Source organism: Corynebacterium sp. HMSC074C11, assembly GCF_001809455.1.
Lineage (GTDB): Bacteria > Actinomycetota > Actinomycetes > Mycobacteriales > Mycobacteriaceae > Corynebacterium > Corynebacterium amycolatum.
The window spans coordinates 181,397-198,848 of the sequence record NZ_KV797730.1; the positions used below are offsets into that span (position 1 = coordinate 181,397).

At 58.7% G+C, this 17,452-nt stretch carries 15 protein-coding genes; 8 read left to right on the forward strand and 7 right to left on the reverse strand.

Going from position 1 to position 17,452, the window contains the following annotated elements; genetic code table 11:
• Nucleotides 1–4 precede the first annotated feature (4 nt).
• From thiS to HMPREF2614_RS06155, 3 genes are read left to right on the forward strand one after another with little or no spacing between them, the layout of a single operon-like run.
• On the forward strand, nt 5–238 hold the full coding sequence (gene thiS / locus HMPREF2614_RS06145; protein ID WP_070560520.1) for a sulfur carrier protein ThiS: 234 nt from the start codon (nt 5–7) through the stop codon (nt 236–238).
• A 2-nt stretch (nt 239–240) separates the two neighbouring features.
• Nucleotides 241–1,125 carry a thiazole synthase gene (locus HMPREF2614_RS06150; protein ID WP_210384472.1) on the forward strand — a complete coding sequence of 295 codons (885 nt, stop codon included), beginning with the start codon at nt 241–243 and terminating at the stop codon, nt 1,123–1,125.
• A complete protein-coding gene (locus tag HMPREF2614_RS06155; RefSeq protein ID WP_070560522.1) occupies nt 1,125–2,324 on the forward strand; it encodes a ThiF family adenylyltransferase in 1,200 nt (399 codons plus the stop codon). The genes HMPREF2614_RS06150 and HMPREF2614_RS06155 overlap by 1 nt, the downstream gene beginning before the upstream one ends.
• A gap of 36 nt (nt 2,325–2,360) precedes the next feature.
• Here HMPREF2614_RS06155 and HMPREF2614_RS06160 read toward each other — a convergent pair whose 3' ends face one another.
• Nucleotides 2,361–3,947 carry an alkaline phosphatase D family protein gene (locus tag HMPREF2614_RS06160; RefSeq protein WP_070560527.1) on the reverse strand — a complete coding sequence of 529 codons (1,587 nt, stop codon included), beginning with the start codon at nt 3,945–3,947 and terminating at the stop codon, nt 2,361–2,363.
• A 209-nt stretch (nt 3,948–4,156) separates the two neighbouring features.
• Between HMPREF2614_RS06160 and HMPREF2614_RS06165 the strand changes: the two genes are divergently transcribed.
• The gene (locus HMPREF2614_RS06165; RefSeq protein ID WP_070560529.1) at nt 4,157–5,968 is read left to right on the forward strand and encodes a BCCT family transporter; all 1,812 of its coding nucleotides are present in this window, start codon (nt 4,157–4,159) and stop codon (nt 5,966–5,968) included.
• Nucleotides 5,969–6,183: 215 nt separating this feature from the next.
• Here HMPREF2614_RS06165 and HMPREF2614_RS06170 read toward each other — a convergent pair whose 3' ends face one another.
• The 5 genes from HMPREF2614_RS06170 to HMPREF2614_RS06190 form a co-directional block, all read right to left on the reverse strand.
• On the reverse strand, nt 6,184–7,122 hold the full coding sequence (locus HMPREF2614_RS06170) for an amino acid ABC transporter permease (protein ID WP_070560530.1): 939 nt from the start codon (nt 7,120–7,122) through the stop codon (nt 6,184–6,186).
• Nucleotides 7,122–7,808 (reverse strand): amino acid ABC transporter permease, encoded by a 687-nt coding sequence (locus HMPREF2614_RS06175; protein ID WP_070560533.1) that lies wholly within the window; start codon nt 7,806–7,808, stop codon nt 7,122–7,124. The genes HMPREF2614_RS06170 and HMPREF2614_RS06175 overlap by 1 nt, the downstream gene beginning before the upstream one ends.
• 19 nt (nt 7,809–7,827) lie before the next feature.
• Nucleotides 7,828–8,769 (reverse strand): glutamate ABC transporter substrate-binding protein, encoded by a 942-nt coding sequence (locus tag HMPREF2614_RS06180; protein WP_070560535.1) that lies wholly within the window; start codon nt 8,767–8,769, stop codon nt 7,828–7,830.
• Between the two features lie 15 nt (nt 8,770–8,784).
• Nucleotides 8,785–9,513: an amino acid ABC transporter ATP-binding protein gene (locus tag HMPREF2614_RS06185; RefSeq protein WP_070560537.1), complete on the reverse strand. Its 729-nt coding sequence runs from the start codon at nt 9,511–9,513 to the stop codon at nt 8,785–8,787.
• 135 nt (nt 9,514–9,648) lie between these two features.
• Nucleotides 9,649–10,935 carry an MFS transporter gene (locus HMPREF2614_RS06190; protein ID WP_070560539.1) on the reverse strand — a complete coding sequence of 429 codons (1,287 nt, stop codon included), beginning with the start codon at nt 10,933–10,935 and terminating at the stop codon, nt 9,649–9,651.
• Nucleotides 10,936–11,194: 259 nt separating this feature from the next.
• Between HMPREF2614_RS06190 and HMPREF2614_RS06195 the strand changes: the two genes are divergently transcribed.
• The 4 genes from HMPREF2614_RS06195 (at nt 11,195) to HMPREF2614_RS06210 (ending at nt 16,672) form a co-directional block, all read left to right on the forward strand.
• The gene (locus tag HMPREF2614_RS06195; RefSeq protein WP_070560576.1) at nt 11,195–11,644 is read left to right on the forward strand and encodes a MarR family winged helix-turn-helix transcriptional regulator; all 450 of its coding nucleotides are present in this window, start codon (nt 11,195–11,197) and stop codon (nt 11,642–11,644) included.
• A 34-nt stretch (nt 11,645–11,678) separates the two neighbouring features.
• Nucleotides 11,679–13,109 (forward strand): adenylosuccinate lyase, encoded by a 1,431-nt coding sequence (gene purB / locus HMPREF2614_RS06200; RefSeq protein WP_070560541.1) that lies wholly within the window; start codon nt 11,679–11,681, stop codon nt 13,107–13,109.
• Nucleotides 13,110–13,299: 190 nt separating this feature from the next.
• Nucleotides 13,300–14,229, forward strand: coding sequence for an alpha/beta hydrolase (locus HMPREF2614_RS06205; RefSeq protein WP_070560543.1), 930 nt, complete (start codon nt 13,300–13,302; stop codon nt 14,227–14,229).
• A 463-nt stretch (nt 14,230–14,692) separates the two neighbouring features.
• A complete protein-coding gene (locus HMPREF2614_RS06210; protein WP_070560545.1) occupies nt 14,693–16,672 on the forward strand; it encodes a vWA domain-containing protein in 1,980 nt (659 codons plus the stop codon).
• A 2-nt stretch (nt 16,673–16,674) separates the two neighbouring features.
• Here HMPREF2614_RS06210 and HMPREF2614_RS06215 read toward each other — a convergent pair whose 3' ends face one another.
• Nucleotides 16,675–17,370 (reverse strand): VOC family protein, encoded by a 696-nt coding sequence (locus HMPREF2614_RS06215; RefSeq protein WP_038626511.1) that lies wholly within the window; start codon nt 17,368–17,370, stop codon nt 16,675–16,677.
• Nucleotides 17,371–17,452: the final 82 nt, after the last annotated feature.

Genomic DNA, 17,452 nt, shown 5'->3' on the forward strand with positions numbered 1-17,452 from the left:
GCTTATGTCCACCACAACACTCAATGGCGAAGGCTACACACCGGCTGCGGGGGAGATGGTTGCAGATCTCGTCGCACAGCACACGGGGCACGCGCTTAACGACGACGGCACCGCCGCGGACGGTACCCGCCTGGGGATTGCAGTAGCCGTGGATGGTGCGGTGATTCCGCGTGCCAAGTGGGCGACCACGCCCGTGGCAGGTGCAATCGACATCGTGACAGCAGTTCAGGGAGGCTAGAGATGACTGAGAAGTCCGCACAGGAAAATATGTCCGCACAAGCAAACGAAACCGGGTCGACGAGCGAACTGACGCGCGAACTTACACGGGAACCGCTGCGCATTGGCGGGTTGGAATTGAACTCCCGTCTAATTATGGGAACTGGCGGTGCGACCAGTATGGATACGCTGGAGCGCGCGCTGGTGGCTTCGGGCACCGAGCTGACTACGGTGGCGATGCGCCGCTTTACGCCCGGCACGAAGCAGAACGTTTTTGAGATTCTGCAGCGCAACAATATCGCGGCGCTGCCGAATACCGCGGGGTGCTATACCGCTCGTGACGCGGTGTTGACTGCGCAGTTGGCCCGCGAGGCGCTGGGGACCAACCTGCTGAAGCTCGAGGTCATCGCCGACGAGGACACGCTGCTGCCGGATCCAGTTGAACTAGTTGCGGCAGCGGAGCAGCTGGTGGCTGACGACTTCGTCGTTTTCGCCTACACCAATGACGATCCGGCGCTGGCCAAGCGGCTGGAGGATCTGGGCTGCGCAGCGGTCATGCCGGCGGGCTCGCCGATTGGCACTGGTCTGGGCATTCTTAACCCACACAACATCGAGCTGATTGTGGACCGCGCGAATGTGCCCATCATCCTGGATGCGGGCATCGGTACCGCGTCTGAGGCAGCTCAGGCGATGGAGCTTGGCTGCGATGCAGTGCTGTTGGCATCCGCAGTGACCCGTGCGCATGATCCGGTGGGCATGGCCACGGCGATGCGCTTCGGCGTTGAGGCAGGACTGACTGCTCGCGAGTCCGGCCGCATTCCACGGCGTCGACTAGCCCAGGCGAGCTCGTCGTTTGAGGGCATCATCACTGAGCGCGTCAGCGGCGCACGCGAGCAGGATTCTCTGTAATGGCTGAGCAGGGGGTCAATCTTTCGGACCGCGACCTGCGCCGGTACGCCCGGCACCTAACACTTCCGGGCTTTGGTGCCGAGGGGCAGCGAACTTTGCGAGCCTCCCGCGTCCTCGTCATCGGAGCTGGTGGCTTGGGATCGCCTGCGCTGTTGTACCTGGCCGGGGCAGGGGTCGGGCACATCACCATCATTGACGATGACGTGGTCGACGAGTCCAATCTTCAGCGCCAGGTCATTCACCGTGAGTCCGACATTGGTCGCCCGAAGGCCGAATCTGCCGCGGATGCCGTGCGGCGCCTTGACTCCGAGGCATCGGTGACCGCAATCGTCGGCAGGTTAAGCGTCGACAATGCTGAGGAGCTCTTCGCCACTCACGATGTAGTGCTCGACGGCGCGGACAATTTCGCCACCCGCTATCTGTCTTCCGATGCTGCGGAGCTGACCGGAACCCCGCTGGTCTGGGCCACAATCCTGCAGTTTGCAGGGCAACTGTCTGTGTTCTGGCCGGGCTGCGGTCCCATGCTTCGCGATCTCTACCCCGACATCCCCGACCCCGGCTCCGTGCCGTCGTGCGCCGCAGGTGGGGTTCTCGGCGCAATGGTCGGTCAGATTGGTTCCATGATGGTCGTCGAAGCAATCAAGGTGCTCACCGGTGTCGGCAAGGCCGCCGTCGGCAAGCTCGTGCTTATCGACGCTTTGGAGGCAACCACCCGCACACTGTCCTTTGCAACCGACCCGGAGCGCGAACCCGTTTCCGACCTGACCGAAATTGCGCAGGTGTGCGCAGCATCGTGGTCGGAAAATGAAGACGGCGCGGAGCAGAATGTGCGCAGCGTTGGTCCTCATGCAGTGCGTGAGCTTCTCGCCGAGGGCGTGCCTCTTATCGATGTACGCGAGCCCGAAGAGTATGCAGAGGCCGCCATTGCCGGATCGGTGCTTGTACCGCTCGGCGAAATTCGCAGCCGTAGGTGGGCTGCGATTCGCGAAGCGTGGGCTGAGCGGAACCTCCAGCCGAACTCCCCACGAGTTGTCATTCACTGCCACTCGGGTGCCCGTTCGCAGCAGGCAATTGAGCTGCTGGCTGGTGAGGGCGAGACTGATGGTGCCACGCCGGAGCTCATCAACTTGGACGGAGGTATTGTGGCCTGGCAGGCTGCGGGGCAGGAGACCGTCGTAAAGCGTGGTGGAACGCACTAATTAGCAGCTACCGCCATGCCCAGTTGAACAGTGTGCTTACGCCTGTGGCTTCAGTGTCGTCGACCACAACTCGGTGCCACGGGTGGTGAGCAAACGGACAGTCATCTCACGCGAGTCGCCGTCAATGTCGACTTCACCGAAGTGTTGGAAATCCTGCGTGGGGTCGGCGTTGGCGTTGTCCTTACCCGGAGCGTGGACGTATTCCACCTTCGGCCCGAAGGTCGGATCCATTTCGTTGGGGCCGAAAGCGCCCGCGTGGAGAGGACCGGAGACGAATTCCCAGAAGGGCGCGAAGTCAGTGAACTGTGCGCGCTCGGGGCTGTAGTGGTGAGCCGCGGTGTAGTGCACATCGGCGGTGAGCCAAACGACATTTGAAACATCTTTAATGGCGCTGAGCAGGCGAGCGATTTCACGCTCACGGCCTGCAGGCGTACCGGCGGCACCATTGGATACGCTTTCTTGGTCACCATCGTCGCCGTCGGGGACGATGATTCCAAGCGGTAGGTCATTAGCAACAATCTTCCACGTCGCGCGGGAGTCCTTGAGGGAGTCGATTAACCAGTTTGTCTGCTTTTCGCCAAGGATTGGTTCTTCGGTTGTTGAGCGCGGATTATTGGAAGTGTTTTCTCCCTTGTAGCTGCGCATATCCAGGATGAAGATGTCTAGCAGAGGGCCGTAGGAAACCTTGCGGTAGACGCGCCCATCCACTGTCATTTGCTGGTCAATCGGCTGCCACTCATGGAAAGCCTGGTAGGCGCGCTTGGCCAGGGTGTTGACATCGCGCTCGGTATAGCGATCATCATCGAGGACTTCGTTGGGATACCAGTTGTTGACTGTTTCGTGGTCATCCCACTGGACCAGCTGCGGAACCTGCGCATTGAAGGCCAAGTAGTTCTTGTCCATGAGGTTGTAGGAGTACTGGCCACGGTACTCTTCGAGAGTTTCAGCAACCTTGGATTTGGCTGGAGTGACATGGTTGCGCCACACAGTGCCGTCGGAAAGCGTGACAGATTCATCCAGCGGACCGTCGGCATAGCAGGTGTCGCCTGAGTGAATGAATAGGTCTGGATTGCGCTCCAGCATGGTGGAGAAGCCGGTGTAGCCACCGATTTCGTCGTTAATTCCCCAACCCTGACCTGCGACATCGCCGGACCAGTGCAATCGGATGTTGGATGCGCGGTTGGGGGCAGTACGGAAGGTGCCAATAACGGGATCAGAGCAAACTCCAGTATCTGCCTCTTCCAACGTGACGCGGTAAAAGGTTTCCTGTCCCGGCTCGAGACCGACGACACGTAGACGTCCGGTGCCGTCGGTGCCCGGAGTTAACAGAGAGTTGCTGAGGAATACCTTGGCATTCTGGAAGCTCTCAGTTGCAGCAGTTTCAACCATCATGCGGGCGGGGCGGTCTGAGCGAGCCCAAATTAATGCGCCGTCGCCGCGGATATCGCCACTCGCAACGCCGTGGGTGAGCTGTGGCCGAGAACGCAATAACCCTGGGGAGGCCAGTGACGGCGAACCCGGTGTAACTGAAGCGGCAGCTCCAGAGGTATGAGCGAGCGTGACTGAAGTAGCAAGTGCGGTGGATGCGCCTAAACGTAGAGCGCTGCGACGGGAAAGCTGCATGGAGTCGAACGATAGGTTTTCCACTTTGACGTTCAGTTAAACCAGCGTGAACTCGAAGGAAAAAGTCTCAATTACAGCACAAAGGCTTGGATATTGAGAATGGCTGGGTTTCTTTTTGTAACGTAGATAACCGACTTGGGAGGAATGTGTCTTCCGAGCTGTCTTTTCTAAGACAGACAATCTAGAAGTGAAAGGCGCTGGCCCCGATAATGGGATCTACACAAACGCCACAAGCGAACACGCAAGAAAAGAAGTCGGGTGGTTTTCTCAAGAACCTGCCGACCGATCCGTTGATTTTCACAACCGCGATGGGTTTCATTGTCCTCTTTGTGGCGGTGACCGTCGTGCTGGGGGATACAGCTCGGGATGCCTACTCAGCCGCTTCCGAGTGGGTTACTTCTAACCTGGGCTGGCTGTTCATTGGTGGTGTCTCGGCGAGCTTTATCTTCCTCATCGGCTTGTTCGTGTCCCGCTACGGGCGCATTCAGCTTGGCGATGACGACGAAGAGCCCCAATACACCATCGCCGAGTGGTTCGGCATGCTCTTCGCTGGTGGTACTGGCTCCATGCTGATGTTTTGGGGTGTGGCTGAACCACTCAACCACGCCTACAACCCGCCGCTCGGTCAAGACCCGATGACCCGCGAGGCCCAGAACACCGCGATGGCATTTACCATCTATCATCTGGGTATTCACATGTGGGTCATCATGGCGCTGCCGGGGCTCGCGCTGGGGTACTTCATCTACAAGCGTCATCTCCCGCCGCGCGTCTCCTCCATCTTCGCGCCACTGCTCGGCACCCGCATCTACTCATGGCCGGGCAAGCTTATCGACGCCGTCGCCATCATCGGTACTGTCGTCGGTATCGCGGTATCGGTGGGCATGGGTGCGCTGCAGATTAACTCCGGTGCTGCTCGTGTAATCGGTACCCCGGAAAACTCGACGGTGCAGCTGATTCTGATCGCAATCATCATCGTGATCGCGTCTATCTCCGTGGCTCGTGGTCTAGACAAGGGCATTAAGGTGCTGTCCAATGCCAATATTTGGGCCGCCATGGCATTGATGGTCTTCGTGCTGCTGATGGGCCCGACCTTGACGCTGCTGCGCCAGACCGTCGATACAGCTGGCGTCTACTTGGATACGCTGCCGCGCGTGATGTTCTGGACTGACTCCTACGACGTCAACCCGAATTGGAAGCAGGGTGCCTGGACGGTCTTCTACTGGGCTTGGACAATCTGCTGGTCGCCATTTGTGGGCATGTTCATCGCGCGTATTTCCCGTGGCCGTACCGTCCGCCAGTTCATTGCCGGTGTGATTGCACTGCCGACAATCGTGTCGATTCTGTGGTTCTCCGTCTTTGGCCGTGCCGGTTTTGAGCTGGAAAACGAGCAGCCAGGTATTCTGACTGAACCAGTTGTCGAGGGCGGAGACCCCTCACCGGCACTCTTTATTCTGTTGGAGCAGTACCCGCTGACAACGCTTGTCAGCGTGTTTGCGCTCTTTGTAATCATGATTTTCTTCGTCACCTCCATCGACTCGGCTTCGATGGTGATGGACATGATGTCTACCGGTGAGGAGAACAAGGCTCCGACCTTTTACCGCGTGCTGTGGGGCATCATGATCGGTGCTGTGGCAGCTTCTCTGCTGTTGATTTCTGGTGAAGCTGCACTGGAAGCGCTGCAATCCGCGGTGATTATCATTGGTGTGCCGTTCTTCTTCCTCCACTTCATCATGATGTACTCCCTGGTCAAGGGCATGAGTGATGACCACATGGCCGTGCGCAAGCCAGTCACGCGACAGTGGAGCAAGACCGACACTCCAGAGAAGTTGGAGAAGCACGAAGCCGCACCCGCACCGGGCTACGACGAAGAGGGCAATGAGCTACCACGCTTTGAGTACACCCACGATGACGAGGGACGCCTGGTTATTCAGTCCGATGTGGTCGTTGAAGGTGAGTTTGAGTCTGGCGAAAAGTCGGAATCGGAGGAGCCAGAGGAGTCGGGGACCAAGTCTGAGTCGTAGTAGAGCACGGTCGCAGTAGTGCCCGGCACTTGTGGCCACGCTATTCACCTATCGATGCACCGGAGCCTGTCCATCAGTGAGTAGCTCATCGATAGGAGCGAAGGAAAACCAGCAAACAAAAACGCCGCCCACGGAAAACCTCTAGCAGTTTCCATGGGCGGCGTCGCTGTACACGTCGTAAAGCGAATGTGGGTGCGTGGGTAATGCGGCGAGCTTTACTCGTGAGTGCCACGCAGATCTCGGTGGCCTTCGGCGTGCCAGTCGACATTGGTTTCATCCTTAGTGGTGACACCCACGTCGCGTTGATGCGGGACCTTCGCAATGATGTTGCGTCGAGCGCGGCCGGCGCGGAGCTGGCTTTCGATGCGCTCGGCAAGGTTGGCCAGGCCGAAGTTGATGGCGATGAGAATGATTGCCACGACGACCAGCGATGGAATCATGGCGCCGTAGTACTCGCCAAGCTGGCGACCAGAGCGGACAACCTCGACGTAGCCAATCATGTAACCCAGCGCGGAGTCCTTCAGCGCAATGACCATCTGCGAGATAATCGCCGGCAGCATTGCGGCGACTGCCTGCGGCAGCAAAATGGTGACCATCGTCTGGCGGTGGGAGAGACCCAGCGCAATCGCGGCTTCTCGCTGGCCCTTCGGCAGCGACTCGATGCCGGAGCGCAGGGTCTCGCCAATCACAGATCCGTTGTACATGGTCAGACCAAACACAACAGCGGCAAAGCCGAGGTAATTCGACGGGAACAGCTGCCAGATGGCGAACACCGAGTAGGCAAACAGCATGAGCACCAGCACCGGGATGGCGCGGAAAAACTCGACAATCACCGAGCACAGCCAGCGCACGGGTGCGATTGGACTCAGCCTGCCGACGCCCAGGAGAGCGCCAATCACCAGCGACAGAATAATAGAGGCGACAGCCGCGACAATGGTGCTGACCAGGCCGGGCAGTATGTATGTGGTCCAGGTTGTGGATTCGAGGAAGAACGACCACTTATTGGCCTCGAACTGGCCCTTGTCGGCCAGTTTCATTCCCACCCAGGCGAGGATCGCAACGGTGATTGCGGCCACGATCCAGGTGAGAATTCGGTTGAAGCGCTGAGCCTTGGGGCCTGGCGCGTCGTAAAGAACTGTTGCGCGAGTAGCCATTAGCGCTTCACCGCCCATCGCTTGCCAGCCCAGCCGAAGAACAGACCGGTCGGCAGAGTCAGAATAATAAAGCCGACAGCGATGATGCCGAAGATAATCAGGATATCGCTGGCGTAGTTTTCGGTCATGGTCTTCATCAGCAGCGACGCTTCAGCCACACCGATGACCGAAGCAATCGTGGTGTTCTTCGTCAGTGCAATCAGGGTATTGCCGAGCGGCACGATAGCGCCGCGGAATGCCTGCGGGAAGATGATGTGGCGGAAGCTCTGGCCGAAGCTTAGCCCCAGGGAGCGGGCGGCTTCGGCCTGCCCGAATGGCACAGTATTAATACCGGCACGCAGGGACTCCGCGACAAAGCACGAGGTGTAGGCAACAAAAGCCAGCACCGCCAGGCGGAAGTTCTGCTTGACAATAAAGGAGTCATTCTCCGCAGCCAGCAGCAGGCCCAAGTTGTAGTAGAGGCCCATCGCGGCCAGCAGGACAATCAACGTCAGCGGCGTATTGCGGACGATGTTGATGTACCAGGTCGACAGGGTACGCAGGATTCCCACGGGGCTCACACGCATGGCGGTGAGAAGCGTGCCAAAGATCAGGGAACCAATTGCCGAGGCAATCGTCAGTTTGATGGTCACCCAGAAAGCCGGCAGCAGTTCCGGCCCCATTTCACTCCATAGTTCTGGATTCATTGTTTGCTCGCACCCCTTCCTACTTCTTCTCTACGAACGACAAATCGCCGATTGCTGGCTTTTCGTCGAGCTCGAACTTGTCGCCCAAGTGCTTCTTGACAATCTTCTGAAGTTCACCGGTGTCGTACAGCGACTCCAGCGCCTCGTTGATGGCCTCACGGCTGGCATCATCGCCCTTGGGTAGGCCGATGCCGTAGTACTCGTTGGTCCAGTAGGAGCCATCGGGGTTACGCAGCTCAACCACACGGAAGTCATCGCCGAAGCGTTTCTTGTAGCGCTGGGCGAAGCCCGCGAGAATGGTCGCATCGGTGGTCAGGGCATCGACGACTCCCTGCTTCACACCTTCGGCGCATGCGGCGTAGGTATCGAACTCCTGCAGCTGCACCTCCGGCAGAGCGTCCTTGACCTTCTGTGCTGGGGTGGAACCGGAAACAGAACACAGGCGAGTGCCCGGGGCGACGTCGTCAAGCCCCTGGATGCCCTCGGAACCGCGCACCAACAGTGCCTGGTGCGTGACCAGGTACGGGCCGGCGAAGTCGACGGCAGCCAGGCGGCCAGCGTTGATGGAGTAGGTGGCGGCAATCATGTTGACCTCGCCGTTGTTAATTAGCGTCTCGCGCTGAGCGGACGGGGTCTCGCGCCACTCCATCTCGGGCACATTCCAACCGTTCTTGTTGGCGATGTACTCGATGACGTAGCGGGAGACATCTGTGTCGACGCCCGCGAAATCGCGATCCGGGGTGCGCTCACCGAGACCCGGCTGGTCAAACTTCGTGCCCAACGTCACGTGCCCGGCCTCGATATCGGCCAGCAGGTTTCGGGGCCCGCCGCTACCGCAAGCCGCGAGGCTCATTGTCGTGGCAACAGCTACGACAGCCGCTGCAACTCGCTTGCCGACGACGCCTCGGCGGCTCTGGTTGCGACTGCGCCCCCGGCCTCCTCGTAAGAGTGAAAACTTCATAGTGACCAGCCCTGCCTAATGTCCGACGATTTTGGCCAAGAAATCCTTGGCGCGATCGCTCTGCGGGTTGGTGAAGAAGGTCTCCGGGTCGGTGTCTTCGACAATCGCACCGTCGGCCATGAACAGGATGCGGTCGGCCACGCGGCGGGCGAAGCTCATCTCGTGGGTGACGCAGACCATGGTCATGCCGCCCTTGGCCAGGTCGGTCATGACATCGAGGACCTCGTTAATCATTTCCGGGTCGAGTGCCGAGGTGGGCTCGTCGAAAAGCATGACCTTCGGGTCCATAGCCAGGGCGCGTGCGATGGCGACGCGCTGCTGCTGACCGCCGGAGAGCTGTGCCGGGTACTTGTCGGACTGTTCCGCAATGCCGACACGGGCGAGCAGCTTGTCCGCACGCTCGCGGGCCTCGGCTTTGGAGATCTTGCGGACCTTCAGCGGGGCCAGCGTGACGTTGTCCCGAATGGTCATGTGGCTGAAGAGGTTGAACTGCTGGAAGACCATGCCAACCTCAGCGCGCAGGCGGGTGAGTTCCTTGCCCTCTTCGGGAAGAAGCTTGCCGTTGATGCGAATTTCGCCACTGTCGATGGTTTCCAGGCGGTTGATGGTTCGACACAGTGTGGACTTACCGGAGCCGGAGGGGCCGAGGATGACTACGACCTGACCAGCTGGGATTTCCAGGTTGATATCACGCAAAGCGTGGTAGTCGCCGTAGTACTTGTTCACCCCGGCAATCGAAATCATGCTCTGTGGTGTGGATGATTCAGTCATGGGGGAAAGTATAGGTGATGCACCACACATAACAGTTACCGGTGTTCCTTGTCCGATATTCACCTGTGAAAAGTGACTGCACGCCAATTAATAGTGACTGCACACCAGTTAGTTCTGAATATTTACGTGATGGCGCTGCGCAACAGGCTTGCGGCCATGTACGAACCAGTAGAAAACGGCCGCGAGAACCACCACAGCCGCCAGGCCTGCGTACATCTTGTCGAAGCCAATCGTGGCAGCTACCGAGCCCAACACGATTGGGCCGAGGCCGATGCCTGCGTCGACAAGTAAGAGCAGCGTCGAGATACCCGTGCCCAACTTGTGCGCCGGCGCCAGGTGCACGGAGATGGTCTGGCACGCCGGCATCAGCGTGCCGTAGCCCAGGCCGCAGAGCGCGCCAGCGGCGATGACGTGCCAGTCAGTGGTTGCGAAAGCCAGAACAAGCAGTGAGATGGTGAAGCACACCAGGCCGATGGCAATTACCGGGTTGTCGCCGCGGCGATCCTGTAGGCGTCCCAGCGAGAAGCGTGCTGCCATCATCGCCACCGCATAGGCGATGAAGAAGAAGCTGGCGCCCCTAGTCAGGCCGCCCAGCTGCGAGTATCGGTTCAAAAACGTAATCACGCCCGCATACGCCAGGCCGATGAGCAGCATGAACAGGCCAATTGGCACCACTCTCGGCGTCATGATGTCATCGAAGGAAAATGTGCGCTTCGTCTCGCTTGCCGACGAATCCTCGGTGGCCTCGGCCTTGGTTTCCGCAGTGGCGGGCCCGTTGTGTTGTGGCAGAACGAGTGCCAGCACCAGTCCGACAATGGACAGGCCGAGGGCTGTGGCAAAGAGGACGCTGTAGCCGACCGAGCCAATAAGGGCTAGGCCGAGAGCTGGGCCAATCGCGGTGGCCAGGGTGGTGCCGAGCGAGATGTAGCCAGTTCCCTCTGCGCGGCGCGAAGCCGGAATAGCGGTCTGGGCGGCGGCCATCACGGCGGTGGAAGCTAATGCGTAGGTCAGGCCGTGGATGATGCGGATTGCAATCAGGACCGGCAGGGATGCGGCCCAAATGTAGGCGGCACAGGCTGCCACGATGACAGCGAGCGAGCCAAGCATGATTCTGCGACCACCGAAGGTGTCCACCAAGTAGCCGGAAAAGAGACGCGCGATGGTGGCGCCGACCACGAAAGAACTGGCAGCGAAGCCACCGGCGGCATCTGAGGCGGAGAAGCGCTGGACGGCGTAGAGCGCCATGACTGTGATTGAAAGGTAGAACACCAGGTACATGCTGAAGTTAATCAGCCAGCTGATGATGAACGCGGGGGAGAAGAGCTTGTCTTGCCCGTGCTGCTCGTCCTGCTCGTTCTGTCTGCGCCTGTTCTGCGTGGTCGTATGCGTTGTCATGCTGAAAATACGGTCTCTTTTCCCGTTTGAAAACGATCGTGGAATTAGTGCTGTGGCAAAACTGCTTCCCGGCATTTGTATCGTGCAAAAATGCAGTTAGGGGTCGAATTATAACAATTGGTTTGTATGATGCAAACGCACTTTTTCGGCCTTAACCCCATCCGCGGCGCGCTAGAATAGGAGCTGTTCAGCAAACAGATACATCTCACAGGCTCATTAAAGGGCCGACAAATAGGCGACAAGAGGATTGACTGCCATCGTGCGAAACGACGACCTAGCCGCGCTCGTTTACGAGAACATGCTGCTATCTCGGGTGAGCTCCAGTGGCTACCGACCACATCGCAAGGGCATCCTGTTGGATCGCTCCGCCGCAGCACTACTGGCACGACTGGAAGCGCAGCCGGATATGACAGTCGCCGAGCTTTCCGATGCGCTGGGGCTGGACATTTCTACGGTGCACCGCCAGCTGGCCGCCGCCATGCGGCAGGGGTATATCGCGAAGAGGCCCGCGCCGTCGTCAAGCGCGAAGGTGCATAGCGCGACCGACAAGGGGCTAGAGCTGCTGCACCGGGAAATTGAGGCGCGTAAGAAAACCGTCGATGACATTACGCATGACTGGGAGGACTCGGAGCTCGTGGAGTTCGTGCGATTGATGCGCAAATTCAACGAAGGCGTGGAAGAAATGCGTGGTCATCCATGGCCTAGATAACCGCGGATGCCGTGGTCATGGAATACTTGAGGGCGTGGCTGAGAAAAAGAAGATTGCAAACGTCCTTGCTAACCGATACGCCTCTGCGACCCTGGCGGAGTTGTGGAGCCCTGAGTACAAGATCATTCTCGAGCGCAAGCTCTGGATCGCAGTTCTGAAGGCTCAGGTCGCCCGCGGAATTGAGGTTCCGGAGGGCACTATCGAGGCGTATGAGAAGGTCATCGACCAGGTTGACCTCGACTCCATTGCCGCCCGCGAGCGTATTACTCGCCACGATGTGAAGGCCCGCATTGAAGAGTTCTGTGAACTGGCTGGCACCGAGCACATTCACAAGGGAATGACTTCGCGTGACCTGACCGAAAACGTCGAGCAGCTGCAGGTTCTGCAGTCGCTGAAGGTCGTGCGTGACAAGGCCGTTGCCGTTGCCGCCCGCACTGCCGAGAAAGCCTCCGAGTACCAGTCGCTGGTCATGGCAGGTCGTTCCCACAACGTCGCCGCGCAGGCAACGACTCTGGGCAAGCGCTTCGCCTCCGCTGCGGACGAGATGCTGCTGGGTATCGAGCGCGTAGAGGACCTGATTGCCCGCTACCCACTGCGCGGCATCAAGGGGCCGATGGGCACCGCCCAGGACATGCTGGATCTGCTCGACGGCGATGAGGCCGCGCTGGCCTCCCTGGAAAACGAAATCGCTGAAGGCCTCGGCTTCGACCGCGTCTTTGACTCGGTTGGTCAGGTCTACCCGCGCACCCTCGACTTCGACGCACTGTCTGCGCTGGTTGAGCTCGGTGCAGGGCCGGCATCGCTGGCCACCACCATCCGCCTGATGGCCGGCAACGAGACCGTCACTGAGGGCTTCAAGGAAGGCCAGGTCGGCTCTTCCGCCATGCCGCATAAGATGAACGCCCGCTCCTGCGAGCGCGTCCACGGTTTCCAGGTCATCCTGCGCGGTTACATGACCATGCTCTCCGAGTACGCCGGCACTCAGTGGAACGAAGGCGACGTCTCCTGCTCCGTCGTCCGCCGCGTCGCGCTGCCGGATGCCTTCTTCGCTATGGACGGCATGTTCGAAACCTTCCTCACCGTCCTGTCTGAGTTCGGCGCATTCCCAGCCATGATTGACCGCGAGCTGGAGCGCTACCTGCCGTTCCTGGCATCTACCAAGATCCTCATGGCAGCCGTCCGCGCTGGTATGGGCCGCGAGGAAGCCCACGAGATTATCAAGGAGCACGCCGTCGCCACCGCATTGGATATGCGCGAAAAGGGCGCCGAGCAGAACCTCACCGAACGTCTCGCTGCAGATGAGCGCTTCCCGCTGGATGCCGCAGGGCTTGCCGACGCTCTGGCAGACCGCCACGCTTTCATCGGTGCCGCAGAATCTCAGGTTGACCGCGTAGTTGCGCGTGTGCAGACCGTCGTGGATAAGTACCCAGAGGCCGCGGCCTACAAGCCGGGCGAGATTCTGTAGCTTCACGTGCGTCACGCGCGAATCGCGAAACGTGAAACGCGAAACGCGCAAACGTAAGTACCTTTGAAAAACTCTGTCACGTTGGTGGCAGAGTTTTTCTTCGTTTGTTGGCGACACCACCAGTCAGCAGCCAAGTTCCTCGGTACGATGAGCGATAAGTATCGAAACCTCTACGCGAAAGGTGCCCGACGTGACATCGGCTGTTAGGACTTCGCTTTCTCGCCCAGGTGCCACATTGAATGTGCTGCGCTGGGTCCCAGAAAATGACAAGGGCGCGCCCATTACTCCTAAGGGAGTGGTGCAGATTGTCCACGGCATGGTCGAGTACGCCAACCGCTACGCTAAATTCGCCGAGTACCTCGTATCCCAAGGCTATGCCGTCGTCGCGCACGACCATCGCGGCCACGGTATGACCAAGACGGATGCTGGCATCCCGGGCTACTTCGCTGACTACGGTGGCTGGAATCTAATTCTCGAAGACCTCCACGCAGTGCGCCAGTACGTTGATGCAGAATTCCCAGGCAGCAAGCACTATATTCTCGGCCACTCTATGGGGTCGCTTCTGACTCGTAACTACATCGCCAAGTACGGCGAGGGGCTTACCGGCGTCATTATCATGGGCACCGTGTCGTGGCCAGGAGCTAAGGGAGATACGGGAATGAAGGTTGCAAACCTGCTGGCTAAGATTCGTCCTACCGCGCCGGGCAAGCTGCTCAACACCCTCACCTTTGCTGATTACAACAAGGGCTTTGAGCGCCGCACTAAGTTTGATTGGCTAACCCGCGACCACAAGATTGTCGATGCTTATATTGCGGACGACAAGTGTGGTTTCGTTCCCACCAATGCCTTTTTCCGTGACCTTCTCGTCGGCACGCACTACGCGAATTCGTCTGAAGCCTATGAGAAAGCGCCTGATGATCTGCCACTTTTCGTGGTTTCCGGTGCCGTTGATCCGGCGGGTGGCGCTGCCTGTGTGACTGAGGTCGTGGGCAAATACCTGAACGCGGGGAAGAAGGACGTGCGCTTTAAGGTCTACCCGGATGGTCGCCATGAGATTCTCAACGAGTTGAATAAGGAAGAGGTCTACGCCGACATTTTGGCGTGGTTGAAGTCCCGCTAAGGGGAGCTGGTTAATAGGCGAAAAGTGTGCCCGCTCGGCGTGTCGACCGGCGCGTCGGCGGGTGGGGGGCCTTCGATACTTACCTCAATGCGAGTTACTGACTGCGTTTATGTCAGCGACGGCGGGGGATCTGAGTTACTGACTGCGTTTATGTCAGAAATGGCCCGAAAAATGGTCTGAAAGTGTCATAAACTCGCACAGTTTTACATTTGCAGCCCGTATTCACGTGTGGAGTCCGTAATTTTTGGTGTCTGCCCAGTCATTATCTTGAGAATCAGACACACCTTTTGTCTATTAACCCAGAGGTGCTGGAAGAACGTGTGCGCTAGCTCGGGGCTCGCGCCACTAGTGGCGCTGCCTGTGTGAGACCTAGAAAGCCACCGTACTTCTAATAAGTTTCCATTGCACGGATGCTTTTGTCGGGTAACGTTCTTTTTACGCTGGAAGAAAAGGAATCGACCACATGATCAGAACAAGACAACTCTCGGCGGTCGTGCTCACCATTTCCATGTTGCTGGTGCTCGTAGGCTCTTTTGCGGGAATCACAGCAGGGCGTGCACAGGCGCAAGAGGCTGCGAGTACTATCTCGCCAACCATGGTGATCCTGGATGCTTCAGGGTCAATGCTTGCCGACGATGCGGGTGGCCAAACCCGAATGGAGGCAGCGAAGGACGCGACGAGTAAGTTCGCGGGATCTGTGTCAGAGGACTCCGAAATTGGGTTCATGGTCTACGGCACGGAAGTCGGCAATTCGCCGGAGGAGCGGGAAGCTGGCTGTCAGGACATCACCACGCTGCTGCCCGTGCAGGCTGGCAACTCGGCGAAGATTCCTGCTGAAGTAGGAAAGATCCAAGCCTCCGGCCACACCCCGATGGGGCCTGCGCTGCGTCAGGCTGCCGATGAGTTGCCGAAAGAAGGGCAACGTTCGATTGTGTTGGTCTCCGATGGTGAGGACACCTGTGCTCCGCCACCGGTGTGCGAGGTAGCCAAAGAACTCAAGCAGCAGGGCATTGATCTGGTCATCAACACAGTCGGTTTCCTCGTTGATGCGGGCGCACGTGCTGAACTGGAGTGCATTGCTGAGGCCACAGGCGGCGAGTACCTAGACGCCCAGGACTCTGATTCGCTGGCTGAGTCCATGAAGACGCTGGCGACCCGCACCGCACGCACCGCGCAGTCCAGCGCGCAAGAGATACAGGGCGGCGACGCTCCTACGAGCGCTACCCAGGTGCCTGCCGACGTGGAAACGTTCTCGACCAAGCTGCGGGAAAAGACTCCTGAGTCCGAGCGCAGCATCAGTAATCAGGAAGGCGACGGTGCTGAGTACTTCTCCGTCCCGGTCGCTGAGGGAGAGCGGCTTGCAATTAGTGCGGCCACGGTGCCGGGAGCGTCGTCAGGCGCGACTTTGATGGACCTAGATATCCGCAACTTCGCGCTCACTATGCATTTGGACGACAGCAGTTGCTTCCTTGCCAATGATTTCGGCAATGGCATCATCGACTCCAATGGCCCCTTTTTCGCATCGATAACAACCAAGCAGCCCGGAGGAGCGGAGGGGGACTGTAAGTCGGGCAATATGGTGTTCTCCGTGGCCCGAAAAGGAGGCCCCTTCGAAGGTCAGGACATTCCTGCAGAAGTGATCATCAAGCGTTTCGCCAACGAAAACCTGACTGATGTGCCGGAGGCGTTCCCGTCCGACAAGGAGAGCTTGAACCCTCCGCCCGCGACGCCGGAAGCAGATCAGGCTAAGAAGGTCACCCCAGGTTCGTGGTTCGATGACGCCACGGAACTTACTGCCGACAACATCAGCAGCGTCACGGCCGACATTGTTCCTGGTGAGACGCACGTGTACAAGATCAAGTCCGAGTATGGGCAGCAGCTCCGCGGCGCCGTCAAACTCATTGACGCCCCAGAAGCGGACAAGCTTGCACAAATCTCCGGCCTGGATATCAAGACGCTGAATTCGGCACGCCAGCTCGCCGGTAGCGAGGAAAACCGTCCGGTAAATGAACACCAGATTGGCGAAGAGACAACATTTGGTAACTCGGCCCGGATTAACTACCGCAATCGGATCGGCGAAGATGGCGAAAAGTCGGGCGATTACGAGGCTGAAAGAGCGTGGCTGGATGGTGACCAGTACATCGTTGTCTTCTTCAACAACAGTTGGGGCGCCGGTAAATCCCACGATGTCGCGGATGTTCAAAACGTCCCGGTGACTTACCAGCTGACCACGGAGTTGGTCGGCGAGAAGATCCCGGGCCCAGCTTTTGAACAGGTCGCGCACAAGTCGCCAAGTAGCGAAACCCCGACTAGTAGCCAGCAGAATCCGAAGACCACCGAAGAAAACGAGGATGACGGCTCCTCGAAGATGATGTGGTTCTCTATGGGGACAGTGCTTCTAGTCTTGGTCATCGGCGCGACAATCGCGTTGACCCGTAAGTAACGCTAGAGCGTCCAGTACACGCCGAATCGGTCAGGCTTGACGACGGCTTCCGTGCCCTCGGCAACCTCAGCGCCTGTAAGGCCAAGCGCTTGGCAGGCGCTTTCGACCTCTTCGGCAGAATCGCTGGAGAGACGCATCGCCACACCGTCGCCGAAGGTGAAATTGTGCATGCCCGGCGAGTCGAGCGTCATGAAATTCTCTGACCCGAAAAGTTGGTTGTATACCTCGGTGGCGGCGGCAGCCTGTGGTTCGTCGCCTGTCCACATGAAGTAGGGAATAACGGCGGGATTCGCTGTCTTTGCGGCAGAGTCCGTGCTTGCAGCCCCGCTGGTTAAGGAATTAATCATCAGTTGCCAGTTGACCCCATTGCCGTCGACCAACCAGCCAAAGAGCGGCGAGAAATCGTAGCTGGTCAGGGGCATGAGTGCAGCACCACCGCTGATGGTTTCATCACCCGCCATCAGATGCTCCCACAGGCTGCGTAGCTGGTTTTCCTGACCAGGGGCAAATCGCACCATAAAAGACACAGCGGGGGTTAATCGGCGGTTCCCGTTCTCAATGAGTTCGAAGTCCATCCCGCCGATGGTGAGCGTGGTGGAGTTGGGCTTGATGTTGGAGTGAAAACCTTCGGCGTAAAACCGCGCAGCGGCGCGGGGGTCGTCGTTAAGCGCGATCACGGCCGAGATAGAAACAGTCATGAAAATGAGCCTAACGACGAGCGCTTAGCCGTGCAGAGAACGCAGCGTTTGATCCTAGTCAGTGAAGAATCTTCATACGGCG

Coding starts and splice junctions, on each gene's coding strand:
- thiS (WP_070560520.1), top strand. CDS start 5: ATGTCCACCACAACACTCAATGGCGAAGGCTACACACCGGCTGCGGGG.
- HMPREF2614_RS06150 (WP_210384472.1), top strand. CDS start 241: ATGACTGAGAAGTCCGCACAGGAAAATATGTCCGCACAAGCAAACGAA.
- HMPREF2614_RS06155 (WP_070560522.1), top strand. CDS start 1,125: ATGGCTGAGCAGGGGGTCAATCTTTCGGACCGCGACCTGCGCCGGTAC.
- HMPREF2614_RS06160 (WP_070560527.1), bottom strand. CDS start 3,947: ATGCAGCTTTCCCGTCGCAGCGCTCTACGTTTAGGCGCATCCACCGCA.
- HMPREF2614_RS06165 (WP_070560529.1), top strand. CDS start 4,157: ATGGGATCTACACAAACGCCACAAGCGAACACGCAAGAAAAGAAGTCG.
- HMPREF2614_RS06170 (WP_070560530.1), bottom strand. CDS start 7,122: ATGGCTACTCGCGCAACAGTTCTTTACGACGCGCCAGGCCCCAAGGCT.
- HMPREF2614_RS06175 (WP_070560533.1), bottom strand. CDS start 7,808: ATGAATCCAGAACTATGGAGTGAAATGGGGCCGGAACTGCTGCCGGCT.
- HMPREF2614_RS06180 (WP_070560535.1), bottom strand. CDS start 8,769: ATGAAGTTTTCACTCTTACGAGGAGGCCGGGGGCGCAGTCGCAACCAG.
- HMPREF2614_RS06185 (WP_070560537.1), bottom strand. CDS start 9,513: ATGATTTCGATTGCCGGGGTGAACAAGTACTACGGCGACTACCACGCT.
- HMPREF2614_RS06190 (WP_070560539.1), bottom strand. CDS start 10,935: ATGACAACGCATACGACCACGCAGAACAGGCGCAGACAGAACGAGCAG.
- HMPREF2614_RS06210 (WP_070560545.1), top strand. CDS start 14,693: ATGATCAGAACAAGACAACTCTCGGCGGTCGTGCTCACCATTTCCATG.
- HMPREF2614_RS06215 (WP_038626511.1), bottom strand. CDS start 17,370: ATGACTGTTTCTATCTCGGCCGTGATCGCGCTTAACGACGACCCCCGC.